General features: G+C 29.9%; 25 protein-coding genes, 1 tRNA gene and 1 pseudogene. 2 read left to right on the top strand and 25 right to left on the bottom strand.

Going from position 1 to position 26,825, the window contains the following annotated elements; all coding sequences use genetic code 11:
• Positions 1 to 230: 230 nt before the first annotated feature.
• The 5 genes from BLS77_RS02070 to BLS77_RS02055 form a co-directional block, all read right to left on the bottom strand.
• Entirely contained in the window at positions 231 to 1,694 is a 1,464-nt protein-coding gene (locus BLS77_RS02070) for an NADP-dependent glyceraldehyde-3-phosphate dehydrogenase (protein ID WP_089965299.1), read from the bottom strand.
• Between the two features lie 234 nt (positions 1,695 to 1,928).
• Entirely contained in the window at positions 1,929 to 3,098 is a 1,170-nt protein-coding gene (locus BLS77_RS02065) for an iron-containing alcohol dehydrogenase (protein ID WP_089965297.1), read from the bottom strand.
• Positions 3,099 to 3,370: 272 nt separating this feature from the next.
• Complete coding sequence (locus BLS77_RS19690; RefSeq protein ID WP_175490741.1) at positions 3,371 to 3,541, bottom strand: hypothetical protein; 171 nt, start codon at positions 3,539 to 3,541, stop codon at positions 3,371 to 3,373.
• A gap of 403 nt (positions 3,542 to 3,944) precedes the next feature.
• Positions 3,945 to 4,640, bottom strand: coding sequence for an iron-sulfur cluster repair di-iron protein (gene ric / locus BLS77_RS02060; RefSeq protein ID WP_089965296.1), 696 nt, complete (start codon positions 4,638 to 4,640; stop codon positions 3,945 to 3,947).
• 79 nt (positions 4,641 to 4,719) lie between these two features.
• Positions 4,720 to 5,136, bottom strand: coding sequence for a hemerythrin domain-containing protein (locus tag BLS77_RS02055; protein WP_089965294.1), 417 nt, complete (start codon positions 5,134 to 5,136; stop codon positions 4,720 to 4,722).
• A 157-nt stretch (positions 5,137 to 5,293) separates the two neighbouring features.
• On the opposite strand from BLS77_RS02055, the gene BLS77_RS02050 reads away from it, so the two are divergent.
• Positions 5,294 to 6,007, top strand: coding sequence for a Crp/Fnr family transcriptional regulator (locus tag BLS77_RS02050; protein WP_089965293.1), 714 nt, complete (start codon positions 5,294 to 5,296; stop codon positions 6,005 to 6,007).
• A 513-nt stretch (positions 6,008 to 6,520) separates the two neighbouring features.
• Here BLS77_RS02050 and BLS77_RS02045 read toward each other — a convergent pair.
• The 11 genes and pseudogenes from BLS77_RS02045 to BLS77_RS02005 all read right to left on the bottom strand — a co-directional run.
• Positions 6,521 to 6,784, bottom strand: a pseudogene (locus tag BLS77_RS02045) (IS3 family transposase); the annotation flags it as partial.
• 48 nt (positions 6,785 to 6,832) lie between these two features.
• A complete protein-coding gene (locus tag BLS77_RS20485) occupies positions 6,833 to 6,958 on the bottom strand; it encodes a hypothetical protein (protein ID WP_278336633.1) in 126 nt (41 codons plus the stop codon).
• Between the two features lie 77 nt (positions 6,959 to 7,035).
• The gene (locus BLS77_RS02040; protein WP_089965290.1) at positions 7,036 to 7,278 is read right to left on the bottom strand and encodes a helix-turn-helix domain-containing protein; all 243 of its coding nucleotides are present in this window, start codon (positions 7,276 to 7,278) and stop codon (positions 7,036 to 7,038) included.
• Between the two features lie 300 nt (positions 7,279 to 7,578).
• A complete protein-coding gene (locus BLS77_RS02035; RefSeq protein ID WP_089965288.1) occupies positions 7,579 to 8,409 on the bottom strand; it encodes a toll/interleukin-1 receptor domain-containing protein in 831 nt (276 codons plus the stop codon).
• Between the two features lie 23 nt (positions 8,410 to 8,432).
• Positions 8,433 to 8,576, bottom strand: coding sequence for a hypothetical protein (locus BLS77_RS19685; protein WP_175490740.1), 144 nt, complete (start codon positions 8,574 to 8,576; stop codon positions 8,433 to 8,435).
• Positions 8,577 to 8,711: 135 nt separating this feature from the next.
• Positions 8,712 to 8,981 (bottom strand): TIR domain-containing protein, encoded by a 270-nt coding sequence (locus tag BLS77_RS02030; protein ID WP_089965286.1) that lies wholly within the window; start codon positions 8,979 to 8,981, stop codon positions 8,712 to 8,714.
• Complete coding sequence (locus tag BLS77_RS02025) at positions 8,982 to 9,803, bottom strand: macro domain-containing protein (RefSeq protein ID WP_089965284.1); 822 nt, start codon at positions 9,801 to 9,803, stop codon at positions 8,982 to 8,984.
• A 708-nt stretch (positions 9,804 to 10,511) separates the two neighbouring features.
• Positions 10,512 to 10,898, bottom strand: coding sequence for a hypothetical protein (locus tag BLS77_RS02020; protein WP_089965283.1), 387 nt, complete (start codon positions 10,896 to 10,898; stop codon positions 10,512 to 10,514).
• A gap of 742 nt (positions 10,899 to 11,640) precedes the next feature.
• Positions 11,641 to 15,456 carry a KAP family P-loop NTPase fold protein gene (locus BLS77_RS02015; protein ID WP_175490739.1) on the bottom strand — a complete coding sequence of 1,272 codons (3,816 nt, stop codon included), beginning with the start codon at positions 15,454 to 15,456 and terminating at the stop codon, positions 11,641 to 11,643.
• Between the two features lie 911 nt (positions 15,457 to 16,367).
• Complete coding sequence (locus BLS77_RS02010) at positions 16,368 to 17,366, bottom strand: GGGtGRT protein (protein ID WP_089965279.1); 999 nt, start codon at positions 17,364 to 17,366, stop codon at positions 16,368 to 16,370.
• A 24-nt stretch (positions 17,367 to 17,390) separates the two neighbouring features.
• Positions 17,391 to 18,083, bottom strand: a complete 693-nt coding sequence (locus BLS77_RS02005; protein ID WP_089965278.1) for an iron-sulfur cluster assembly scaffold protein — start codon at positions 18,081 to 18,083, stop codon at positions 17,391 to 17,393.
• Positions 18,084 to 18,333: 250 nt separating this feature from the next.
• Here BLS77_RS02005 and BLS77_RS02000 point away from each other — a divergent pair.
• Positions 18,334 to 18,416 (top strand) — tRNA-Leu (locus BLS77_RS02000).
• A gap of 317 nt (positions 18,417 to 18,733) precedes the next feature.
• Here BLS77_RS02000 and BLS77_RS01995 read toward each other — a convergent pair.
• The 9 genes from BLS77_RS01995 to BLS77_RS01955 all read right to left on the bottom strand — a co-directional run bounded on the left by BLS77_RS01995 (position 18,734) and on the right by BLS77_RS01955 (position 26,755).
• A complete protein-coding gene (locus BLS77_RS01995; RefSeq protein ID WP_167867512.1) occupies positions 18,734 to 19,438 on the bottom strand; it encodes an MIP/aquaporin family protein in 705 nt (234 codons plus the stop codon).
• A gap of 187 nt (positions 19,439 to 19,625) precedes the next feature.
• Positions 19,626 to 20,783, bottom strand: coding sequence for an iron-containing alcohol dehydrogenase (locus tag BLS77_RS01990; RefSeq protein ID WP_089965274.1), 1,158 nt, complete (start codon positions 20,781 to 20,783; stop codon positions 19,626 to 19,628).
• 59 nt (positions 20,784 to 20,842) lie between these two features.
• Positions 20,843 to 21,268 carry a GlcG/HbpS family heme-binding protein gene (locus BLS77_RS01985; protein ID WP_089965273.1) on the bottom strand — a complete coding sequence of 142 codons (426 nt, stop codon included), beginning with the start codon at positions 21,266 to 21,268 and terminating at the stop codon, positions 20,843 to 20,845.
• A 12-nt stretch (positions 21,269 to 21,280) separates the two neighbouring features.
• Positions 21,281 to 21,799 (bottom strand): cob(I)yrinic acid a,c-diamide adenosyltransferase, encoded by a 519-nt coding sequence (locus tag BLS77_RS01980; protein WP_089965272.1) that lies wholly within the window; start codon positions 21,797 to 21,799, stop codon positions 21,281 to 21,283.
• 21 nt (positions 21,800 to 21,820) lie between these two features.
• A complete protein-coding gene (locus BLS77_RS01975) occupies positions 21,821 to 22,180 on the bottom strand; it encodes a glycerol dehydratase reactivase beta/small subunit family protein (protein ID WP_089965270.1) in 360 nt (119 codons plus the stop codon).
• On the bottom strand, positions 22,180 to 24,018 hold the full coding sequence (locus tag BLS77_RS01970; protein ID WP_089965269.1) for a diol dehydratase reactivase subunit alpha: 1,839 nt from the start codon (positions 24,016 to 24,018) through the stop codon (positions 22,180 to 22,182). Before BLS77_RS01970 ends, BLS77_RS01975 begins: the two co-directional genes overlap by 1 nt.
• Positions 24,019 to 24,052: 34 nt before the next feature.
• Positions 24,053 to 24,475, bottom strand: a complete 423-nt coding sequence (locus BLS77_RS01965; RefSeq protein ID WP_089965267.1) for a diol dehydratase small subunit — start codon at positions 24,473 to 24,475, stop codon at positions 24,053 to 24,055.
• A gap of 22 nt (positions 24,476 to 24,497) precedes the next feature.
• Entirely contained in the window at positions 24,498 to 25,082 is a 585-nt protein-coding gene (locus tag BLS77_RS01960; RefSeq protein WP_341423394.1) for a propanediol/glycerol family dehydratase medium subunit, read from the bottom strand.
• An 8-nt stretch (positions 25,083 to 25,090) separates the two neighbouring features.
• The gene (locus BLS77_RS01955; RefSeq protein ID WP_089965263.1) at positions 25,091 to 26,755 is read right to left on the bottom strand and encodes a propanediol/glycerol family dehydratase large subunit; all 1,665 of its coding nucleotides are present in this window, start codon (positions 26,753 to 26,755) and stop codon (positions 25,091 to 25,093) included.
• Between the last annotated feature and the right edge of the window lie 70 nt (positions 26,756 to 26,825).

Genomic DNA, 26,825 nt, shown 5'->3' with positions numbered 1-26,825 from the left:
ATACCTTAAATTAATCTGTATTAATATTTAATACTAATATTCTTCATTCAATAATACAACTCATTATTTATGATTTCAATGATATTTAGCTCTCCTAATAAAATTCTTTCATTTTAAATTATTTTATTACAAATAAAAATACCCCCTTATAAAAGTATGTATTAGTAGTTTATAACTATACATCCTCTGCAAGGGAGTTCTTCATCTTCTATTCATTTAAGCTATAATATTTATCTTTCTCTTAAATTTATTACAGTAGCCTTAGGTCTAGACATAGATTCAATTGAATATCTTATTCCTTGAGTTCCCATACCTGATGATTTTACTCCTAAGAATGGAAAATGATCTGGACCTCTTTCAGTTTTATTATTTACTTGAACTGTTCCCACCTCTAATTTATCTGCTACATAAAATGCATTATCAATATTTTCTGTAAATATTGAACTTTGAAGTCCATATTCTGATCTATTAGCTATTTCTATAGCTTCATCCATATCCTTAACTCTTATAATTGGAAGTACTGGTCCAAAAGGTTCTTCCCATGCAAGTCTCATATCTGTAGTTACATTATCAAAAAGTGTTGGGTAAATTAAGTTACCTTCTCTATTTCCTCCTATAACTAAATCTGCTCCCTTTTCTCTTGCATCTTCTATTAACTCACAAACAAAATCTGCTGCTTTAGAGCTAATAAGTGGTACAACATCTGCATCCGCCTCTAATGGATTTCCTACAGTAATCTTCTCTATTTTTTCTTTTAATTTCTTTACTAATTCATCTGCCAATTTATCTACTACTAAAACTCTCTTTACAGCTGTACATCTTTGTCCTGAATATGAATATGCCCCAGCTATAATATTATTTGCAGTTAATTCTAAATCAGCATCCTCTAAAACTATAGCCGCATCCTTACCACCTAACTCCATTAAAAGTGGCACCATACTAGTAATTTTAGAAATTCTTTTTCCTACTTCTGTACTACCTGTAAAGTTTATAAAATTTATTCCTTTATGAGTAGTAATATAATCTCCAATTTCACTACTTCTTCCTGTAATTGTATTTAATACCCCACTTGGAACTCCTGCTTGTTGAAAAATTCTTGCTAAGTGTAATCCACTTAAACTTCCTTGTGTTGAAGGTTTTAGCACAACTGAGTTTCCTGCCATTAATGCTGGTGCTATTTTAGAAGCCGCTAAATTTATAGGATAGTTAAATGGAGATATAGCAAGTACAACTCCTATTGGTTCTCTTTTTACAATTGATATTTTATTATTCTTAAACCCTGGGAAGCTATCCCCCGGAATACTTTCACCAGTTAAGTTCTTAGCAGTATCCGCTGTAAACTTTATAAAATCTGCTGTTCTTGATATTTCTGATTTACAACTTTTCCTATCTTTCGCAATTTCCATCATCATAACTTCTGCTAATTCATCTATATTTTCTAATAAAAGCTCTGCTGACTTATATAATATTTCCGCTCTTTTACTTATTGTTACGCTATTCCACTTCTTTTGAGCGTCTTTAGCAGTTTTCATTACTAAATCTACATCTTCTTTTGTCATAGCTGGAACTCTACCTAATAATGAATTATCTAGTGGTGAATTTACATCTATAAGGTTAGAGCTTATACCATCAATCCACTCTCCATTCATTAAATTTTTAAAACCTCTATTTTCATCTTTTATATAATTAAACATATTATAATTTCCTCCTTAATAATCAAAATTTATAAGCACTATAGCTTTATAAATTTATTTTAAATACTTTTTATTATTTATTCTCTTTTAACTTATGATTTTATTATACTTTTAAAGATATTAAAAAAATGTGATTAGAGTCATTTTTTAAAAGTTTCTTATTTTATTTTAACCACAAAAACCCACCACAATACATTTCTGTATTGTGGTGGGTTTCATAGTACTGTATCCTTATTATTTAATAGCTATTTTATAAATATTAAGTACATCTTCTTTGTTTAACTTAACGAAGTTTCCAACTGTACCATTTTCAGTTCTTTTTTCTGCCATTTCTTCTAATCTATCATCTGAAATATTAGCATCTTCTAAAGTAACTGGTAAGCCTATTTCTTTAAAGAAATTCTTTAAAGCTTCTATTCCTTTTAATGCAGTTCCTTCTAAATCTTTTAGATCTATTTCCACATCAAAAACTCTATTTGCAAATTGAGCAAATCTATTTATATCATGCTTATAAACATATTTCATCCAAGCTGGGAATATTATAGCAAGGCCTGCACCATGAGCTATATCATATATTCCACTTAACTCATGTTCTATATCATGGCTTGCCCAATCTCCAATTCTACCCATACTTAAAGAATCATTATGAGCAATAGTTCCCGATAACATTATTTCAGCTCTTGCTGCATAATCATTTCCATTTTCTAATACCTTCTTAGCATTTTCAATTATATTTTTCATAGCGCCTTCACAAAGTCTATCTGTTAAGCCTACATTTTCTACATTTGTAAAATATCTTTCTAAAATATGAGCAAACATATCACAAGCTCCACAAGCTGTTTGATAATCTGGTAATGTATATGTTAATTCAGGGTTCATTATTGCAAATTGTGGTCTCATAGTTCTATGTCCTGTTGATCTTTTATATCCACCATCTTCATTAGTTATAACAGTTCCACCACTTGTTTCACTTCCAGCTGCTGGTATAGTTAAAACTACACCTAAAGGTACACATGAACCTTCAAAGTTTTTTCCTTTTTCAAATAAGTCCCATACATCTCCATCATAATTTGCTCCAAGAGATATAGCCTTTGCAGAATCTATTACACTTCCGCCACCTACTGCTAAAATAAAATCTATTTTATTTTCTCTTACCAGTTCAATTCCTTCTCTTACTAATGATAACCTAGGGTTAGGTTTAACCCCTGAAAGCTCAATAAATTCTACATTAGCTTCCTTTAAAGAAGCAACTATTTTTTCATATAGCCCACTATTTTTTATACTTCCTCCACCATAATGCATAAGTATTTTGTTTGAAAATTTCTTAACCTCTTGTCCAACAGTTAATTCTTTATCCTTACCAAATATAAGTTTTGTATAGTTTTCAAAATTGAAATTTATCATTTTAATCTTCTCCTCCTAATTAACTATTTTATTTAATGTAATCGTATTTCCTTTTAAATTATTATATCACATTATTATAATTTTATATCGGCTTGATTTTTTCTTTTTTATTAAAATATTTATCTGATAAAGATAATTTATTAGTGAAATAAAAAAAAGCCTTGTACCTAGGTTATTTCCTAAGTACGAGACTACCTTACTAATAAGCAATGCTTGACTTTAAAAAGACTTTTTAAAGTCTTATATTACATTTATGTTTAGAACTTTATTTTCTATAATATTTTATTTATCTTCTTTACCACAATATCTTTTCCTTCTTTTGAAAACATATATTGCACATCATTTACAACAGCAATATCCTCATCTATTTCCCCTATTTCATTTACTATTTGAATAACCATTGCTTTTTCAAGAATTTCAAAGTCTCCTTCAAATTTAATCATAATTTTTCCTCCTAATGTTAAAATCAATTATTTTTCTTTTTTCTATAGTAATATTATACCTATGTAAATAGATTTAAACAATATAATTCTTAAATAGAGGGAATGGCAGGCCCCTCTGACTATCCGTTTGAATTTTATCTAACACTTGAAAATTTGCTTTTAAAAACTCCCTGTTATCTTTATATCTATCCATCCTGTACTCCTTATTCTGTATATTCTAAGAAAAACAGAAATACTTAACCGAAAGTATTCCTGTTTTAAATCAACTTATTTATATGCAAATGTTAGCCCTACTGTATCTATAAATACAGTTTTTCCATCTCTAACTAAATAGGAGTTCTTAGTTCCCATTCTACTTTTCCACCCTAAGTAACTGTATAACTAATCTTAAATGTCACTACTATTATATATTTTTGAATAAGATATTATTTTCAAGATGGATATGCTGAAATATATCTTCTTGCAACTCCATTAATTTTTTATAGGTTAATTCAAAAGTTTTACAAGCACCCTTTGGTGCAGTATAATGCTGTGTTATTTCCCTTAGTTCTTTAATTATATCTCCTGCCCCAGTATGTTCTTTTTCTAACTCATTTAAAAGATTTAACACCTTTTGTTTATTGTGGTTATTTTTTTCTACTTCATATTCTTTTATAATTGGAAATATCAATTCTTCTTCTTTTATTAAATGTGCCTCAAGTTCTGTTCTTAAAGTGTTAAATAGTTTATGAATCTTAAAAAGTTCTTCATGATTTTTACCATGTACTTTTAATATTTTAAATATAAGTTCACTTATTTTAGGTAGTTCTTCTTTTAAATATGCATGGTGTGTACCTACAATATAATCTATAAGCTTACTTGGTTTTTCCTTTGCCCAATCTGTAAATTCTTCATTTTTCTCTTGAAATTCTTTATATTTCTGATTTAACAAAGTCAATATTTTATTTTCATCGATATTTTGTTCTTTTATAGCTTCCGTTAATGGTCTATTTCCTCCACAACAAAAATCTATCCTATACTCTAAGAATAAATTGCTTGCTCCTGGAAAAATAGTAACAATATCTCCTATTTTATCTGATATATTAAAATTATTAATCATAATAACCACTCCTTATAACTTTTTATTTTTACTTTATTAAACACTTTATGTATTAATGAGCTATAATCTCATCTATCTATTACACAGATTTCATTTTAGGATATAAATACATATCTTCTTTAGAAATTCGATTTTCCAATAATTTTATTATCTCCTTACTTCCTTTTAAAAATTCGTCTGTATCACTTAAAATTTTACTCCTTGTATTAAATTTATTTTTATAGTTATTAAATTGTACATGAATATGACCCATTTCCTCACTGTATTGTTTAGCAATTTCTTTTAATTGTTGATCTTTACTTTCAATTAATGTTGGATATAAAAATTTATCCTCTGAATTCATGTGGATATTTAATTTACCTGCAAGTGTATTTATATTTCTTACTAAGACATCTAAATTTACTTTTATGTCGTTTGAGTTAATACCTTGCTTGATTTTTAAAAATAAATCCTTTATTTCTACATGTTGCCTTTCTAAATTCTCTATATTAGCCATATTATTTATCCTCCTGTGTTTATTAATATTTATAATAATATTAATACTTTGTTTTAATCTATACTTTAATTATAATTATATTTAACTTATAGTATGTGATTTAAAACACACGATAATTATTGTATAATTTTATTATACAAAATTATGGAGGTGTAATATGAACTTATGCAATAATTGCTGTCCTTGTAATCATAAATATTGCGCTAAGAGGATTTCTTTATTTGCGTCTCTTCCAGATAATGACCTTAATAAAGTAATAAATTTAATTACAAAGAAATCCTTTGAAAAAGGCGATATTATATTTTCTGAAAGAGAACTATTTGATAAATTGTTTATTATAAACAATGGAAGTATTAAAATTTATACATATACTAAAGATGGTAAAGAGCAAATCCTTTATATCTTAAAAGAGGGAGAGTTTTTAGGTGATTTAAACTTACTAAAAAATGATATCTTTAAATTTAATGCAACGGCTCTTGAATCCACAAATATGTGTATTATACATAAAGATGATTTTGATATACTTATTAAAACCAATCCTGAAATCAGCATAAAAATTTTAGAATATGCTCATGACAGAATAGCCTCACTGGAAAATTTAGTTCAAACACTTACAACTAAAGACGTTGACGTGAGACTTGCTTCACTTCTTATAAATCTTTCTAGTACCTTTGGTATTAAAACAGATATAGGAATTGAGATTACGCTTCCCTTAACCCGTGAGGACATGGCAAATTTCATAGGAGTAACTAGGGAAACTGTCAGTCGAAAATTATCTTATTTCCAAAGCCAAAATATAATTGAAATATTTGAAAATAAAATAATTCTAATAAAAGACATTACTATACTTAAAGAACTAGTCCCAATTTAAAGAGGAGAGATAGGTGAACTATACCCGAAAAAGCAGACAAATAAATGAATTGTAGCGAAATAGCAATATAATTTCTGTATTACTATTTCTCTTTTTTAAGTCTGACAAGTTCATGCTTTTTGAATTCAGCAGGCGTTAGATATCCTAATCTTTTCTGAATTTTTATATTATTGTAGTAATTATAATATTTCCATGTTTATCTTATAATGTCGGCTTTGCTTACTATACCAATGTTAGGATTGTACAACACTTCGCTCTTATAAGATTAAAAAAAACTTTCCATGGGAGCATTATCAATAGGGGTTCCTTTCCTGGACATGCTCTTGATGAAGTTTTTATCTTTAAGTTCATTCTGAAACATAACATTATTATAGAGAGTTCCTTGATCCGAATAGATAATAGTACCTTCTGGTAAGGATTTATTCAAGATGTTTTTAAAAGACTCTCGATTAAGTTCCCTAGTTTTATGGTTTTTAATTGCAAATCATTCTAACATTCCAGTGTAGAGGTCCTTCACTGCTGATATAATATCTTCTTCCCATCTATTTTATACTCAGTAACATCAGTTACCATCTTGTCAAAGGGACAACTTGCACTAAAATTTCTAACCAATACATTTTTCTTAGAATGTGGATCTCCAGGTTTCTTATATCTCTTTTTTATCTTAATTACAGCCAAATAACCATTCTGTGACATCAAACGGTAAACCTTCTTATGATTGACATTAAGACCATAGTCAGCTAAAAGCTCGGGTGTAACCCTCTCTACGCCATATCTAGCATAGTGTCTAAATAGAGCTTTTCAATGCATTTAATAACTTGTTCATCATCTTTTTGATTTTTCTGATACAATCATGCCCTTATTTAACCATCGATAATATCCAAATCTGCTTATTTCAGCAACTTGAAGAAGCAAAGTTAAGGCTTCCCTACTGCTCAGTTTCTTACTCACTTTATATTTACTTTTTTTTACGTTATCTTGATTTATTTCAAGGAGACTTTTAAGATATTGATTTTCAGCTTTTAATTTTAATATTTCTTCTTCAGGAGAGTCATAATATTTTTTTGGGCGACCTCTGTTTTACCTCTTTTATCCTCAAGTCCAGCTATTCCAAATTCATTGTACTTTTTTAACCATTGAGTTAACATGTTATGGGACCTAAAACCAAGTTTTTTGGAAAGGGCTTTTACGCCACCCTCATCCCCATTATTATATGTCTCAATTACATTAATCTTAAATTCAATAGAATAAACATTATTTTTTTTGCCCATAATAAAACCCCCTTAATTTAATCTACACTACTTTTTAGTTTCGTGTCCACTTACGGGTGTATAGTTCACTATAGTGTGCATTTTATACCTACCTCTAACAATTGAGTTTACTTGGGTTAAGTGGATTTAATCGATTCTTTCCTAGGTGTTTTCGGGTATAAAAATAGCTCCATACCTAGGTAAATTCCTAAGTACAGGGCTAACTTATCAATACTAACGCTTGGCTTTAAATGGCCTCACATTAGATATATGTTCAGAACTTTGTTATAAAGGAACATAGTATTGCAAAATTTTTCTTATTTAATTATAATACTTATTTTTTATTGTAGGCATAATTTTATTTGCAATGCTTTTATAATCATATGGGGATTTAATTCTTAAATACTTCTTATTTGAAATAAATATAGGAATATTTTTTTCATCAATGTTAGAATCTATTAATGAAATTATAAGAATATCATCTTTATACGCTAATCTAGTTAAAAATGTTTCCATTTCAGTTTTACACCAGTTTGATTCTAAAAATTCTTTTGTAATAAGAAAAACTACTGTTGCGGATGAATTTATTCCTTTCTGTACTTCATTAACTATTGAATCACCATAATCAATACAAAATTCTGAATACCAAACTGGCAAATTACTGGCGTTCAAATATGGAATTAATTCCTCAATATAATCTTTATTTTCTGAAGAATGACTAAGAAAAACTGATGCTTTACCGATCATTGGTCTTATTGGGTATCCTTTTTTTTGAAGTATCCCCTTCTCTGGATAGACAAACATCTGTTCAAATATTCCATCTACTTGATTCGCAGCATTTATATTTATACTATTAAATCTTCTATTTCCAAATTCGCTTATTAAATTTATATTGGTTATATTAGGTCTATATATAGCCCCTGCTTTTGTCATAACTTCTTTCATGAAATTAATATCACCATCTTTAGGATTCATATAACTAATAACAATATAAAACTCTAAACAATATGGCACATTATTAACATATATTGTTACCATTTGTAATGAACTTGAGTTTTGAGTTTCTAATAATATCTTCAATGATTCAACTACTTGTCCTCTGTTCCCATAATCATATTCCCACACAAAATCCCTATCTAGACTTTTTTCCATAGTATACTCCTTAAAATTTAATTTTAGTTCCAAGATTCTTTAGTATCACATATATATTCTGAATATTCATACTTTTCTTGCGTATGTACATTAAAATCTTCAATAGCTTTTTTTATTGCTTTCAATTTAAATGGTATAAATAAAGTCTTAACCTTACCTTCTTCCATTCTATTTCTTAAAATTTTCGGAAGTAAATCTTTATGTTTTTTTTCTGTTTTTTTAATTACTTCCTCACCCGTATAACATAGTATTATTGGTATTTTATAAGTTTTTACAGCTTGTTCAATTTCAAATTCAACTACCTAACTACTATTTTTTGTATTTTCAGTTACAATCAAAAATAATACTTTTGAACTTCTAAAACGTTCTTGTAGTCTTGGATATAACGTTTTTTCTCTATCGCTGGTATCCCTTACAGACTTTGTTTTTTCATGACTATCTACAAATGTAAAATCTATATCATCATTAGCTTTCCATACTTTCAACATATCATAATGAGCAATATCTGATTTTGTTGGAACTGCAGTTCCACATCCATTAAATGCTACATATACTCCATTCCTATAACTCATCTAACTCTCTCCTTTATACAATGTTTTTATTTTATACAAATTAATATAACTTCTCACAGATTCATGTAAAACTATTTTAATTTCACAATCGTGAGGAATCGATATTCCTGATAGTTTAATTGAATTTAAAATTTGTTCTAAATAATCTTGTAATTTCATATTACCTTCAACTCTTGATATTCCTGAGCCTATTAATGGTATAACAATATTTCTTTGATTGTAGATTTTATCTATATTTTTCCAAAACCTTAATAAAAACGATACATAATCTACTTTAGTTAAATATGCTCTATTATACTCATCAAATTTTGTAAAAGCTGTTAGTGCATATTCACCATTAACTTCAATAGTATTTCCTATTTCATACTTTTTCTTCTTTCCCACATTTCTATTAACTAATTCATATTTTTCTGAATTAAGCTTACTCTCTATTTCATTATCTAAAATACTTGTATCTAATTTATTTTCTATGATGAATTTACCATTTAACGAATTTTTAGCTATTATATTATTATCAACGTGTGTATCAAAATACTCATTGAAAGGAATAACCTTCAATCCATTTTCTTTAAAAATATCACCATAATATATTTTAATTCTATTATTATTTATATTAAATTTTAATTTTGAAATCTTATTCGCCTTATAAAATACTATTAGATACAAAATAATCATAATAATGATAAAGGAACCAATCCATATCTTTCTATTATTATCATTTATAATTAATAAATTACTAAAAAATCCAAATGGTATGCCTATAATAGCCAATATACTTAAATATTCCCTTAATAAATCTACATTACATAGTTTAATCCTCATATTATTTTATTAACTCCTTTACCATCAACACTTAACCTAACAAATTGTTGTACTTAATTGTAGTATTTTATTGTAATAAAATTTGCATTTATAAATTTAAAACAAAGTCAGTTTGCTATATATTGTATTATATTACAAAAAATTTATTTTTGTACTCAAATTATTTAACTCTATCTATATAAGTTATTATTAATCTTTTATAGTGAATACTATATGAATTCTAAAGTTGCAACAAGTACTTAAATACATATGTTTATTGGTGTAAAATGTATTGTAAATTCATTTTGCACCTTATATATTATTTTTTCTATCTTAATTAATTCTAGATATGTTTCACCTCTAATTAAATTTAATTGCACTTTAATTGTAATTTTCTAAGTTGATTTTAAAATAAAATATGTTTCATTATTAATAATTACTTTTTCTCCGACCTTACGATTTAATAATTTAAACTCAATATAACTCAATTCTTCCCTATCTTCTGTAACTAGAATAACAAGGTCTTCTTTAGTATCATTTTTAATTAATATTACTCTACTTCCATAATCTACTTCACTATTATATTCATAATTAAAAGATTTCGCTTTTCTATTATGAATATAATTATCATGGAAATCAATATATTCTTTGGCAATATTATGTTTTAATAATTTAATAGTCTCTATTCAATTGAAATAATTCTAGGAATTTTTAGACATCTATTTCCCACTACTCTCTTACTATTTCTATTATACTTGGTTCATATACTACAACTTCTGTATAGTTACCATCTTTAAAATGAATACTGATAGCTTTATAACAATTCTTTTTGCTAGTATATTTAATATCATCTATTTTCTTATAAGAATTTCCATCATTTGAGATAATAAATTTTTTTACTATATATTCATTATTCAATTCACATTTTATAACTATTTCTCCATCATCTATGGTATTTTTTTCTGTAGTAGCAAAGTATACTCCTTCTCCAAATACATTATCTATAAAATATCTCCCAATCCATTGGTTCTCTTTCCATCTGCCCTTAGATGTTTTAAACCATTCTTCTAAAATCTTCTCTTTATTTTCTTTACTAGTTGCATGATATAAAATCATATTTTATTCACCCACTTACATATCTCTCATTATCTACCATGTAAAATTTCGTACTAACACCTCTAATATCTTCTTACCATTTTTGAGATATATTATAATATTTTTAAGTAAATCTTCTAATTTTTATTATTACATCATATTACCTAACCTCATAACATCCACCATATTGCTAATAACTTTATTATATCATAACTTATACTAAAAGAGAGGCATGGGAAAATCAGCACTAACACTAAATTAACTTCATTGGTTAATTTAATTATATATATATTAAAATTTATTTATTATTACAAATATTCTTCCTTGTATGTCCCAATTAAAAATACTCGTTCATTTTTATCCACTGCCACCATTCATTTTCCATTAATACTTTACCCTAATTTCTTTCTCCTATTTTTATTACCCATTATTTCACACAGAACTCCCATCAATATTCTATTTTCCCATACACTCTTATATCCTATCAGCTTTCTAATTATAGGATCATAACTCCATCCTTAAATCTTACTGACCATTGATTTATCTTACTTTACATCTTTTCTTAAATCTATCTCTTTCGTGTGTTTTGGTCTAGCCTCTCTTCTGACTTTTCATCTTGGATTTGGAGCTTATAATTGAAGATAAAAAGCTAATCAGGTATGAGAGCCGATTAGCTTTTTAATCAAAACTTTATTTTAATGTTGTCAGGACTTTTTTTGAATGTGACATAGTAGCAATAATCTAATCACATCTATTGAAATGCTTACCTAAATTTTAATATTTCTTTTATTAACGCCCTTTCATCCTCAGAAAAACCAGTTGTTTTAAGAGCGTCCTTAAACGTCTTAGCAAAGTCAAAAAGCTTTACTATTTCCAATACGCTTTTCTTAGCCTCGTTATTAGATTTTTTAAATACCTCTACAATATTTTCATTTAATACACTTTTACCATTACTAAACTTAAAGCCACTAAACTCATTTACTAATATTTGTGATACTTTAATTATCTCATTATCCCCGAATTGGGTCCAAATATGATTTATAATATTTGCAATTAATTTTTTATCAAACCTCTCCTTATAATAACTAACTAACTTAAGTAAATTAAATAAATATAAAATTGTATCTTCATCCGAAATTCTATTAATTAAACTTATTAATAATTCTTCGTAGTTATCTGTGTTCTTGAACTCTATCCAGTCTTTTATGAAAATTATTGAATTATTATCATTCTCCAATAATAACAACTCCCTTATACAACATCCTTTATTGCCTTTAATTATAAATTTATCAATCACACTTAATGCAAAACTTCTATTATAAGTATCTTTATCCTTTAAATATTTAGCAATTTCAAAAACAGTATCATTATCTATTGATTCAAATATATTGTTGAAATCATCCAATATATTATTGGTATCTAAATCTATATTTTGAATAAGGAAATTTGAATAATCCTTTAAATTATCATTTTCTTTATTAATACTTCTTTTCATATTTCTCAAATAATCAATCGCCATAACCTTAGTTTCAAAAGTATTTGCATTCACTATTACTTTATTTATTGATTCCTTATCATATTTTAAAGGAGTCTTTTGTCCAAGATAATATAATCCTTTAATCATTATGTTCGGATTATACGAAACTACATATGTTGTTAAGAACATTACATATTCCTCTAACTTTGGAATAGAGATAATATCTCTTACTGACCCTATTACTTCTGTAAATGACTCTGCCCATTGCGGATAACTTTGTGGATAATTATAATTAGCACTATAATAATCCATTGAATTTCCCACTATTTCAGAGAGTAATTTATGACTTAATTTATTTTCCAATAAAAATTTAATTATTATTATACTTCTGTTAAATAAATCACTATTTACTGGACCACCTACAATAGCTAAGTTAGCTTGAATTTTATCAGTAATGTGTTTCAATTGCTCAACAGTTAAATTATTCATAATGTTATTTAACACATTATCATAACTACTATCAACAAAACAGTTGTCACTTATAGTATTTATAACTTTATCTATTAATCTGTAATTACTTGAGTCTATTTTATTATTTAGTAATTTTTCTCCTTCTGCAAAGTGTTCTAATTCAAAGCATCTAATAATAAAATTATTTAAATTATTATTGTCAACATCTGCAATATTCCAATTTAAATCTATTATTATATTTGCTATAGCTTTCATTATTCTTCCTGAATATGTTAAAGATATAAATTCATTTACAAGGTATGTTCCATTTTTATTTGAAATATCTCCGGCTACTGGTAAAAGTAATTCGCACACCTGTATAGCGTATGATTCATTGCATATAATCATTGGTAATGGAGCCGAAAATTTTTCAATATCTTCTTCTCTAATTGTAACTGCAATTTCTTGTAGTGCCATGTCAGCACTTCCCCTATCATTAATATCTTCTGCAGAAGCTATGTATTCACATAACTTTTTATAAAAATTATCGCTAAAATACGCCTTAATTAAATCTCTATGCTTATTATAAATATTAATAACATAACTAACCGGATATTCTTTGTTATTAATGAATCCCTTAATATACACCCTTACCTCTTCACTTAGTATTGTATTTTTCTCTAAACTTTTTTCTAATATCTCTTGTATTAATTTGTTAAATAACTGTTCATTATACTCTTCTCCATTTTTTCGTTTCCAATTATCATTTTTGCTTAATACATTACTTAATACAGTTAGCAATGTCTTTTCTATCCCTTGTTTTTCTGTTGCTTTTTCATATATTGCTAAATAGTTATCATAATCTACTTGCCAGTATCTAAATTCAATACCGTATTCATTAATTAATTTGAGCCTATTTGATACCAAATTAGAAAACTCCATAATTACTTCCTCTGATATATACTTTGATAATTGCAATGCCACCTTTAAAGCTTGTTGAAACTCAACGGTTTTTGATTCTTTAATACCTTGAATGACAATATTACTATCTACTAAAGATAGCTTATTATTAATTGAGTAAGTAATTATATCCATCTCATTACCACTTAATAAATCTTTTCTTATTGACCTTTGTTTTTCATCACCAGCACTTAATCCTAATGAATCCTGACCTAAATAAATAAACGGGGCCAAATTATCCGCATTAATATACTCTGTTTTCATAAGAAAACTTGCTAATGCTTTAAAAGATTCATTATTGTGCATACCATAGTTTTCTAATTCATCACTTTCAATTATGCCTTTATTAGAATAATACGTATCCAGGACATTTTGCATTATCCCTCTATCCTTCAATAAAAAATTATAGAACTCTGGAAAGTCTGTCTGTAATACTGATATTTTAGCTAATACTTTTAATCCAGTCTTCCCTGTAATAAGCCCCTCCTCTAATTTTTTATTCTCTCTACTTTTTGCAATTAGTAAATTACTCACGAAAGTATTTATTATCTTTTTTATTTGTCTTGGCGTATTAACATATGGATGAATTAAAACTTCCTCTAATATACCTTTGAAGCTTGGACATGCCTTGAATATTTCAGGTATTTCATTTTTACAAAGTTTATAAGCATATTCCTGCATATCCATATCAATTAATGGTGGTAATATAATTTTAAATTGAAATAATTTATCTAAATATGAATCACCATCAAATGAATTGCTACCATTAAGCTTTTTAGAATTTATAGCTTCTCTTAATATAGTATCATCAAATGGCACAATAAAAATACATTCTCTTCTTTCTACAAAAGCTTTGATAGCATCAAGTGCGTCAACTATCTTCTTAGCACTCAGTCTATCTAAATCATCTATGACAATAACTAATTTTTTAAAATTAGAGTTACGCTTGTTATACTTATCTAATGTTTCGTTAAACTTATCTTCATATTCATCTGTACTTTCAATAGGAGAAGTAATTTCATATTTCACTATTTTTTTTGATTTATATGCACTTATAAATTTAGAAACTTGCCCTATACCCACCACTAATAAAGGTATAAACATTTTATCTTTAAATGTTTTAATTGTTTCATATACATTTATTTTATTATTAATATTTATGTATTGTCTCCATGTTTCATCGAAATTATTATTGCAAGAAATCCACAGACTAACTAAATCAAAACACATTAACATTACATATAAAATTATACTTACTATTAAAAAATATCCTAAGAACACAAAAGTTTTAATTGCATTCTTACTTATAAACTCTCGTGTTGTTTCTTCTTTTTCTTTTATATCAATACTTGTATTAAACATTTCTTTAAAATCTTTAACTATATCATCTTTGCCATTAAGATTTCTATATAATTCCTTTAAAAAAGCCTTTTTAAGTGAAGTATTTTCATATTTCCAAGCATTAATCTCTTGAATTTTAAACTCTGATTTGCCACTTAGTTCTTCTTTTAACATATTAATTATCGAACTTTTTCCTACACCCCATTTTCCAATAATAGCAATGTTAAATGGTGCTTCATTATGTTCAATAATCATTTTTAGATTATTTACATAGTCTTTATACGAAAAAGCGTCACTTGCCTTATTTTGAATTGCTGAATCTTTAATAAATAATTTATTAATTTTCAACATAATTCCCCCTTTGATACTAAATTTTGTCATATTAATAATACCATTAAATTTCACATTTTACATTAATATTATATTTAATAAAAATTTTATTAAATATAATATTAACTCATATTTTTTTTCGTTGTTTAATCATTTCCTCAACCATCTTCCTAATTCCCTTATCCTTAGTTTCCCACAAATCCTGCATACTGATAAACCGTATAAAAACCCATCCTAATCCCCTTACCATTCAGTTCTTTGATAGCCCAATTTATTCCGTTCCTATCTATGATTGGTGATAAAGATCATCACTACTCTCACCACTTTCCAATCTTTGTATCATAATAAAGTCCCCTAAGGAAATCCACCCTTTATCCGAGTTATCTACAGGAGAAACCGTTGGTTTGAGAGTTAAGGAATAGGTTAATCATAAAAAGCCCTGCACATAACCGGTTAAAGTCATATACAGAGCCTTGTTTTTTCGAAACATTATTATAATTCTTTCGAAACTATTTTATAAAGTTTGGAACTTTATTTGTAAGTAACAGCAATTGTTCCCTCATAAAAAAGTTTCCAAAAAACCACACCCCATCAACCTCCCACCACCACACGCCTAATCCCACTTTTCTAAATTCCAGTGATAAAAAAATATCGAAAAAATAATATGGTGTTTTTGCCGAGTTATCCACAGGGAAACCGTTGGTTTCAGAGTTACCGATTAGGGGGAATCATAAAAAAGTTTCGAAAAAATATCGCCTTTAATTCTGTGCTTTAGCACTACCTCTCAATCCTTATTCCAGCTATCTTCCATCGCTTTTAACACACAAGAAAGCCCTGCATATAACCGGTTAAAGTCATATGCAGAGCATTGTTCTTTCGAAACTATTTTATAAAGTTCAAAACTTTATTTGTAAGTAACAATTAACTTATTATTATTTACAAGCTTCTTCAATAGCAACTGCAACAGCAACTGTAGCACCAACCATTGGGTTATTTCCCATTCCGATAAGACCCATCATTTCAACGTGAGCTGGAACTGATGATGATCCTGCGAATTGTGCATCTGAATGCATTCTTCCCATTGTATCTGTCATACCGTATGAAGCAGGGCCTGAACCCATGTTATCTGGGTGAAGAGTTCTTCCTGTTCCACCACCTGATGCAACTGAGAAGTATTTCTTTCCTAGATTAACCATTTCTTTTTTGTAAGTTCCAGCAACTGGATGTTGGAATCTTGTTGGGTTTGTTGAGTTACCAGTGATTGATACGTCAACGCCCTCATGATGCATTATAGCAACACCTTCTCTAACGTCGTCAGATCCGTAGCATTTAACTGCTCCTCTTGGTCCGTTTGAGTAAGCTTTTTCTCTTACTATGTTTAAATGTCCAGTGTTGTAATCAAACTTAGTTTCAACATAAGTGAATCCATTAATTCTTGAGATTATAAATGCAGCATCTTTTCCAAGACCATTTAATATAACTCTTAATGGAGATTTTCTTACTTTATTAGCTTTTTCAGCTATTTTTATAGCACCTTCAGCAGCCGCGAATGATTCGTGACCAGCTAAGAATGCGAAACATTCAGTTTCTTCTCTTAAAAGCATAGCTCCTAAGTTACCATGTCCAATACCTACTAATCTATCATCAGCAACTGAACCTGGGATACAGAAAGCTTGTAATCCTTCTCCAAGTGCAGCAGCAGCATCAGCAGCTTTTACGCAACCTTTCTTAATAGCAATAGCAGCACCTAAAGTGTAAGCCCACATAGCGTTTTCAAATGCGATTGGTTGAGTTGACTTAACGATTTCGTAAACGTCGATACCCTTTTCGTCACATACAGCCTTTGCATCTTCTAATGTTTCCATTCCGTATTGTTGTAATACTGGAGTGATTTGGTTGATTCTTCTTTCATAACTTTCAAATAATGCCATGTTTCTAGTCCTCCTTATAATATATTAGTTGTGTCTTGGATCTATAACTCTAACTGCTTCATCGAATCTTCCGTATTGGCCAGTAGCCTTTACTAAAGCTTCATTAGCTTCCATTCCCTTAGCAACGAATTCCATCATCTTACCTAAGTGAACAAATTTATAACCAATGATTTCTCCATCAGCATCTAAAGCTGTTTCTGTAATATATCCTTCAGCCATTTCTAAGTATCTTGGTCCCTTAGCAACTGTTCCGTACATAGTACCAACTTGTGATCTTAGGCCTTTACCTAAATCTTCAAGTCCAGCTCCTATTGGTAATCCATCTTCTGAGAAAGCAGTTTGAGTTCTTCCGTATACTATTTGTAGGAATAACTCTCTCATAGCTGTGTTTATTGCATCACAAACTAAATCTGTGTTTAATGCTTCTAGTATAGTTTTTCCTGGTAATATTTCTGAAGCCATAGCTGCTGAATGAGTCATTCCTGAACATCCAATAGTTTCTATTAACGCCTCTTCTATTATTCCGTCCTTAACATTTAAAGTAAGCTTACATGCTCCTTGTTGTGGCGCACACCAACCCACACCATGAGTTAATCCTGAAATATCTGTTACTTCTTTAGATTGAACCCATCTTCCTTCTACAGGAATAGGTGCTGAACCATGGTTAGGTCCCTTAGCTACAACACACATTTCTTCAACTTCTCTTGAATACATCATAAACTGATCCTCCCTAATTATGAAATAGTTATAAGCTTGTCTACTTTAACTACTAAAAGTTTGATATGTAGACATTATAACTGGGCCAAATTTAAACCCACTGGGTTAAATTGCCCCTACTCTTATAATATCAGAACTTTTCTACTGTAACAACAATTTATTATGTTTTTTTTACTTTTATATTGATATTTTTTTATCACTTGAAATTAATCTTAAAATATGTTATTATATATTCACAGGAACATGTTATGCCGACATGGCGGAACTGGCAGACGCACATGACTCAAAATCATGCGGGAAACCGTGTGGGTTCAATTCCCACTGCCGGCACCAAACAAAATAAGAAGCACTGATATTATTAACTTATACAAGTTGTAATATCAGTGCTTTTTATTTTTTATCAATATCTTTATATAATGTTATTTATCTTTTTTCAAATTTCCCTTCATTTACATGGTATCAATTATAACTGTCCTCAAATTTTCCAGAATAGTCATTTAAATTAATACATCAAAAAAAACAAGGCTTGAATAACTATTTCTAGCTTCCCAAACCTTGTTCCTTAATTATAGATAATAAGTCATTATCCTTATCTAGTACAAACAAGACTAAGGCGCTTTGACTTATTATTTATTCTACAATTTCTAATATTAAAATATACTTACATATAGTAAAGCCCCTAATATTGCTCCAAGTATTGGCGCTACTACTGGTATCCATGCGTAACCCCAATCTGAACCACCCTTATTTGGTACAGGTAATAAATAATGCATAAGTCTTGGTCCAAGGTCTCTTGCGGGGTTAATAGCATAACCTGTAGGCCCACCTAAAGATAATCCTATAGCCCATACTAATACACCTATTACGAAGGGTTGAACCCCCTCAACAAAAGGATGTGCAGTTATTCCTAGCATTGCAAAAACAAATATAAAAGTCCCTATAAATTCAGTTGCAAAATTGAATTTTGGATTCCTTATTTCTGGAGATGTACAAAACACACCTAGTTTTGTAGCTTTGTCTTCTGTTTCTTCAAAATGATTATAATAAGAAATAAGAACTAGTCCGGCTCCTAAAAATGCTCCAACAAATTGAGCTACTAAATACATTGGTACATTTGCCCATGGAAATTTTCCAACAACTGCAAGCGCCAATGTAACTGCTGGGTTAAAGTGTGCTCCACTAACGCTTCCAAACATGTAAACTGGAACTGCTACAGCAAATGCCCATCCTGATGCAATAACTATCCAACCTGAGCTATTCCCTTTAGTTTTGTTAAGTATTACGTTTGCAACTACTGCATCGCCTAATAGTACTAATATTAAAGTTCCAAATAATTCTGCTAAAATCGTTGTCATACTCATAAGTCTTTACCATCCTTCATTTTATAAGGCACCTGAAAAAATAATAAATCAAAGTGCAACGTTTATTTTTCACCCTAGTTTATTATTTTTTTCAGATACCTAGTTTCAAGTAAGGAACCCCTTTAAAACAAAGGAGTTCCTATATTTTATAATATGTTAATTTATCCAACTAGTCCTAATATTAGAACGCAGCTTTGAATATTTGCATTATTTCTTTTTCATTTCCTTTTCTTGGATTACTGAAAGAATTTCCATCTTTTAATGCCATTTTAGCCATGTATGCGAAATCTTCTTCTTTAATTCCCATTTCTTTTAAGCTTGAAGGAATTCCGATTTCTTTTGAAAGTTTAAACATAGCCTCAATAGATTTTTCAGCAGCTTCCATAACTGATAACCCAGCTATGTTTTCTCCCATGAACTCAGCTATATCAGCAAATTTAGCAGGGTTTGATATTAAGTTATATCTCTCAACATGTGGAAGAAGCATAGCATTAGCTACTCCATGAGGCATATCGTATAATCCACCTAATTGGTGAGCCATAGCATGAACATATCCTAAGTTAGCATTGTTGAATGCCATACCTGCTAAGAATGAACCATATGCCATATTTTCTCTTGCTACTAAGTTTTCACCAAAAGCAACAGCTTGTCTTAAGTTATTTGATATTAATTTTATAGCTTGAATAGCAGCGGCATCTGTTACAGGGTTTGCATCTATTGATACATATGCTTCAATAGCGTGAGTTAAAGCATCCATTCCTGTAGCAGCTGTTAAACCAGCAGGTTTTTTAACCATTAACATTGGATCGTTGAATGAAACTAAAGGTAAGTTTCTCCAGCTAACTATAACATATTTAACTTTTGTTTTAGTGTTAGTTATAACACAATGTCTTGTAATTTCACTTGCTGTTCCAGCTGTAGTATTAACTGCAACTATTGGTGGAAGTGCAACTGTTAAAGTTTCTATTCCAGCATATTCATAAAGATCTCCTTCATGAGTTGCTGCAATACCAATACCTTTACCACAATCATGTGAGCTCCCTCCTCCAACTGTAACTATCATGTCACAATTTTCAGTTTGGTATACTTTTAATCCATCAGCAACATTAGTATCTTTTGGATTTGGTTCTACTCCATCATAATATGCAACTTCTATTCCTGATTCTGTTAATGACTTAACAGTTAATTCAACTGCTCCGCCTTCCATACTTCTTAAAAATTTATCTGTTACTATTAGAGCTTTTTTACCACCTAATATTTCACATCTTTCTCCAACTAATTTTACGCATCCAGCGCCCATAAAGTTAACACTTGGTACTAAATAATCATACATTCTCATTGTTAATTCCTCCTATTTTTTGTTTATTTGTTTAATTTCTAATATGTAAATCTAAATTATTACCTATTAAAAGCATCTACTGCTGCTTGAGCTATGCTCATATCTTCTTCTACAGTTCCACCACTTACTCCAACTGCTCCTACAACTTGACCATCAATTATTATTGGTAGCCCTCCACCAAATGGAACTATTCTGCAATTATTTGTAAGTTGAAGCCCATAAAGGCTTTGTCCTGGTTGAACGCATCCCGCTATTTCATGGCTTCCTTGCTTTAAACATGCTGCTGTATAAGCTTTGTTTATTGCTATATCAACGCTTGTTATGAAAGCATCTTCCATTCTATGCATTAACATTAAGTTTGCTCCAGCATCTACTGCTGCAAAAATTACTGGTACATTTATGCTAGCTGCTTTTTTTTCAGCTGCTTTAGCCATTTCCTTAACTATTTCTAAACTTAATTGTTTTATTTCATTTAACTTCTTCATAATTTTATCCCCCTAAATATTTTTTTCTTCCTCATATCTTGCAATAGCGTATAAAAAGTCAGATAAACGATTTATATACATTTTAACTTGATTACCTACAACCTCTTCTTTAGAAAGAGTAGCAATTCTTCTTTCAGCTCTTCTGGCAACAGTTCTTGCTACATGTAATAATGCAGATGGTTTATTTTTTCCTGGGGTAACAAATCCTTTAAAAGGACCTGCAAGCTCCATATATTTATCTATTAAAACTTCCAATTTTTCTATATCTTCATCTGTTATTACTTCTTTTAATTTTTCAATTCCCTTTTCATCACTAGCAAGCTGTGCACCTACTATATATAAATTTCTTTGTATTTCTTCAAGTGCTTTTCTCTCTTCATTATCTTCAATTTCAACATAAGCTAAACCAATAAATGAATTAACTTCATCTATAGTTCCATAAGCCTCAACTCTTAAACTATCTTTGTCTACTCTACTGCCTCCATATAAAGCAGTAGTTCCTTTATCACCTGTTTTAGTGTAAATTTTCATAATATAACTACTCCTTATACTTTATTTAAAAGCAATTCCTTTGACTAATCGTCCTGCATTAGCACCTAAAGCTCTTAGAACTTTTTCTTCATCATCTAAACTAGCCGCAAACAATGGTTCATCTTTGTTTAGCTTATTTAAGGTTAATGTTACTTTTACATTTTCATCAATACCAATTCCAACTGATAGTCTTGAATTTTGAGAAGCCACATGACTTAGTTCTTCTGATCTTAGAGAATCTTCTTTGCAGAATACCTGGCAAGGTATTCCTTCTTCTTCTATTCCCCATAAAATTTCATTCATCCTAGTTAAGTCTTCTAATTTTGAAGAATAATACAAACATATACTTGGCATGTCGTATTTTAAATTTCTCATTATCATTACTTATCTACTCCATTTCCATTTAAAGCTAGTACAAGACCTGTAGCTACTGCATTTCTTGGCCCTTCTGTGCTTCTTATGTTTCCTCGTCCTGCAACTACTCTATATTGAGCAAGAGCATCTGTTACTAATTGAGGGACTTCGAAATCTAGGGAAGATCCTCCTACTAAAACAACAAATTCAATATCTCTTATGTTTCCTGTAGGTGATACTCTTGTTAATGCTCTTAGACAGTTAGTTACAAATACCTTCTTCTTAGCAGCCCTTCTTATATTCCTGATTTTTTCCAAGGAATTTTGTCCATCTATTGGAATAAGCATTCCATCTTTTATAATTACAATCTTAGCAAATACTGATGGCTCCAATTGTTTTTCGAAAAATTCTACACTGCCATCTTCATGTCTTATATGAAATAAGCTTTCTACCTTTGCAAGTGGATATTTTTTAATATCCTCAGCTAAATTAAAATCTTCTAACCCTAGTTCTGACCTTATAAGCATAGTTACCATGTTACCTGCTCCTGCCAAATGAATTGAAGAAATTTCTCTTTGCTTATTTATTATAGATGCATCCGTAGATCCAGCTCCCATATCTAAAATTGCAAGGGGTGTACTACTTCCCGGTGTTGTTAATGCCCCTCTTATAGCCATATCAGCTTCGACTCCACCAACTTCAACTGGAACATTTAATTGCATTTCTAATTTATCTGCTATCATCTGCATTTGAAGCTTATCAGTTTTTACCATTGCTGCTATTCCCACTGCATTTTCCATTGAGAATTCTGCAGCAACGCCACCTTTTACCTTTTGAGGTATCGATGTATCAACTGCTAATAGATCTTGAATTGTTATATCAGATATTTTTTGTTTTGTAAGATTTGCCATAACTTGTCTTACTCTCTCTAACATCCCACCTGCATTAGTGCCAGCTTCGCCCTTAACATCTTCAATTGGAGCGCATAAATTAATACCGTCCATTATTTTTTCTGCACCATATTCTACATCTACAACTTCTTTTCTTTTCAAACCGTTTATATATATTTTACCTACTGGTATTTTTTTCTCCTGAACATCACCTTTAGGAGTTTTAATTACCACCGCAGATCTATTTCCTATTAAAGCTCTAGATATTGGTACTATCATTTTTGTCTCTTCTGATGTTAAATTAAAAACTGTTGCTATTCCATATGGATTTGATAAAGTTTCAACAACATCACCTTGGGCTGCAACTTCTACTGCTGCTCTCATTCCTACTGGAACTTTTTCTAAAAGGGTTACTTCATCAACTATAGGTATTTTCTTTTCTAACCTATTATTAATTAAAACCCCATCATCTCTTTGAACTATTGCTGATGTTATATTTATTCCTCTTTGAGTTGCAGCATTAATTCTAGCTACAGCCTCTAGGAAGCTAACTCTACTTAAAATTAAAGGAATAAACTGATTTTCTTCAAGGTTATCTACATCTAAGTTATCTAAATCTTCTATGTAGATAGTCTTTCCTATACCAGTACCTACGCCACCTGGAGTAGATGGATTATGTCCAATCATTGTAGATTCTGTTATTATTGTCTCAGTAATAGTTTCCATAGCAACATCACCTATAACCGGCGCTGCTTCATTTATTCTTACTAAGTTTAAATCTTCCAATTTTAAATCTACCTTATTTAAAGCCTGTTTTAAAGAGGAAAATATTCCTTCTATGTTTTCTTCCGTGCCCTTTATTCCTGTTGTTTTAACTATGCCACTTGAAAGAAACTCTATTTTTTCATTTTCAACCTTTGCCAGTGCTACTTCCGTTGTAGCATTACCAATGTCTACACCTGCAATTATCTTCATTTGTTTTCCTCCCTAAGACAGCTTAAAATCTAAACTACTCTTTTCTTAATTTTTCTCTCTTTCCATAAACCTCAACAGCTTCTCTTATGAAATCTGCGTTAACTTTCGCGTTGTAAACTTCTTCAAATTCTTTTGCTATTAACAAAAGTTCTTCTCTAGTTGAACGATATGGTCTTAATGCATTATATATTTCAAGAATTCTATCATCTGGAACATTTATAAGTTCTGCAGCACGTCTAAAGTTTCTAGCTATAGCATCTCTATTCATACCTTCAGCAATCTCTGCTTGCATCTCTAAAGTTTCAGGTGATATTCTAACATCTTCTGGCTTAATTTCTCCATTTAATACATTTTCTAAAGTTATATCTTCTAGCTTTTTCCCTGTTGGTGTCTTTATATGTTGAGGGCTTTTTGTAGCTAATGGATAATCTTGTGGACTCATCTTTATTTTTTCCATAAAAATTACTCTCCTTTATAAATTAAAATTTAACTTCGATTTCTATAGGTTTTGCATAAGCTACTACGTGCTTAGTTTCTTTTATGTGGAATAAAGCAGCTATTGCCATAAACTTAGGTCTAACCATTTGGTCGTTCTTTGTTGGAACCGGTGTTGGCGATTCTCTTTTAGCATATTTTGCTGCATTCTTTCCAATTAATCTATAAGTATCTAGTGTTATAAGTGGTGCTTGGGGAAATAATTCTAAGTTATTTAAAGGAAGTAAATCCTTTTGGTGAATAACCGTTGTTCCTTTTGATTGAATCCCTATGCCTATTCCAGATCCACTTAATTTCGCTGCATCATTTGATATAAATGAAACATCTGATGTTCTTACTACTCTAACAACACGAGCACTTAAACCTTCTTCTTCTATTCCTGCTATTATCTCTGTTAATATCTTACTGTGTGATAACCCTACTAATGTTTTATTTTGAAATTTAAGGAAAGCTGGTGCTAACCCTATAACAACTTCATCTGATTTTGTTCCAATTTTTGCTTCGCCTACCTCTGTAAGCTCAAGCTCTTTTATAGCATATTGATTTGGTGTGTTTTCCATATAGCTCACCTCCGACCTTAATTTATATCTTCTGGTTTTATTACATTAGGAATGTTCTTTATTTCTTCCCATCTTTCTTCACTCATTCTGTAACCTGTTCCAGGTCCCATATAATCATTTTTATCATTAACTGCACTTATTACATTAAATTCATCATCTAATATAGCTGATGTTTGCAGATAATCTCCAGTTACTCTTTGCTTAAGCATGTTTAATACGTTATTTGCGACATCATCAAATCCATTAACGCTTAATGCTTTAACTATATCTAATCCAGTTACTTTGTTTTTAAGCATTTCTTCTGCTGCCTTTAAATCTTCAACTATATTTCTTTCTGGCATATCTTTACTTCCATGAGCGTAAGTTGCAGCTTCAACTTCTTCATCAGTTATAGTTGGTAACCCAAGCGCTTTGAATACTGCTTGTATTGATTTTGCAGCCTTATTTCTAATTGCTACTGTTTCTTCTTCTGATACTGGTCTTAATCCACCATCTACCATTAAATCTCTTTGAAGAATGTTATAATCATCAAAATCTTCTGCATCAAAGTTTGAACCTGCAAACATGTTATCGTAATTTGGAACTGCACTATATCCTGAGAATATAAAATCTGTTCCTGGTAACATTTGCATTAATGTTCTTGCTGTTCTTCTTATATCTGAATGTGAGAATGTTTGGTCATTTCCTGATGCAACTTCTATATCAAGCATTGCTGCTATTAAGTTTTCTGCTAATACTGCTCTTATTCCTGATGGAACAGCTCCAGTCATTCCTATACAACTAACTGCGCCATTTTGAAGTCCTTGAACTCCAGCTCCTTTAGTTATATATATGCATCTAGCTTCTAGGTAAAGCATTGACTTGCCTTCTGAATATCCCATTAACGCTTCTGAACCTGTACCTGAAGTAAATCTCATTTTAAGACCTCTTGAGGCATAAGCTGATGCTAAGAACCCTTTTGACCATGGAGTATCATCTCCATCTGTAAATACGGCTTCTGTTCCATATACTGAAACTGTTTCTGCATAACTTGTAAGTCCTCTCATACCAAGGTCAAGTTCTGTAGCCTCCTCAACTGAACATTGAGTTAATATACCTCCACGACCTACTTGTGAACCTACTAATAATGCTAATGCATTAAATGGTGCATATCTAACTATAGCCACTGTAGTTTCTTGTTCTGAGAAACCTCTTATTCCAGCTTCTGCTGCATCTGCAGCAATTTGAACTGGATTATCCTTTAAATTTGTAACATGACATTGATTAGAAGGTGTTTTTCTAGCTCTCACCTTTTGCATTGACATCATCATTTCAACAACATTCATATGTGATACAACCTCAACTATTTTAGCTGGTGTTATAGCTGTTGTTATATCAACTATTTCATCACGACTAACATTTATATCTACAAGTTTTTTTGCTATTTCTACTGAATCTAACTTCATAGCCTCTTCTGCCTTTTCTATATTAATTGCATAATTAGCTATGAATGTATCTATCATATCAAATTCGTCTCTTTTTTTATTATCTAACTCCACTATTATTCCATTTTCAATTTTTATTGAAGGCTTAGGGTCATTTGGACTGTTCATTGCGATTAAACCCTCTTCTGGCCATTCTCCAATAAGCCCATCTTGATTTACAGGACGTTTTGCTAAAGCTTCAAATCTTTTTGATTTCACGTACTTTTCCTCCCTTTCAATATAACTTTAAATATAACTTTCTACATAACTTTTGAAAAATATTTTTACT

This window comes from Clostridium gasigenes, assembly GCF_900104115.1.
GTDB lineage: Bacteria > Bacillota > Clostridia > Clostridiales > Clostridiaceae > Clostridium > Clostridium gasigenes.
The sequence above is the reverse complement of the archived record's forward strand: the minus strand, read 5'-3'. Positions and strand labels throughout refer to the sequence as shown.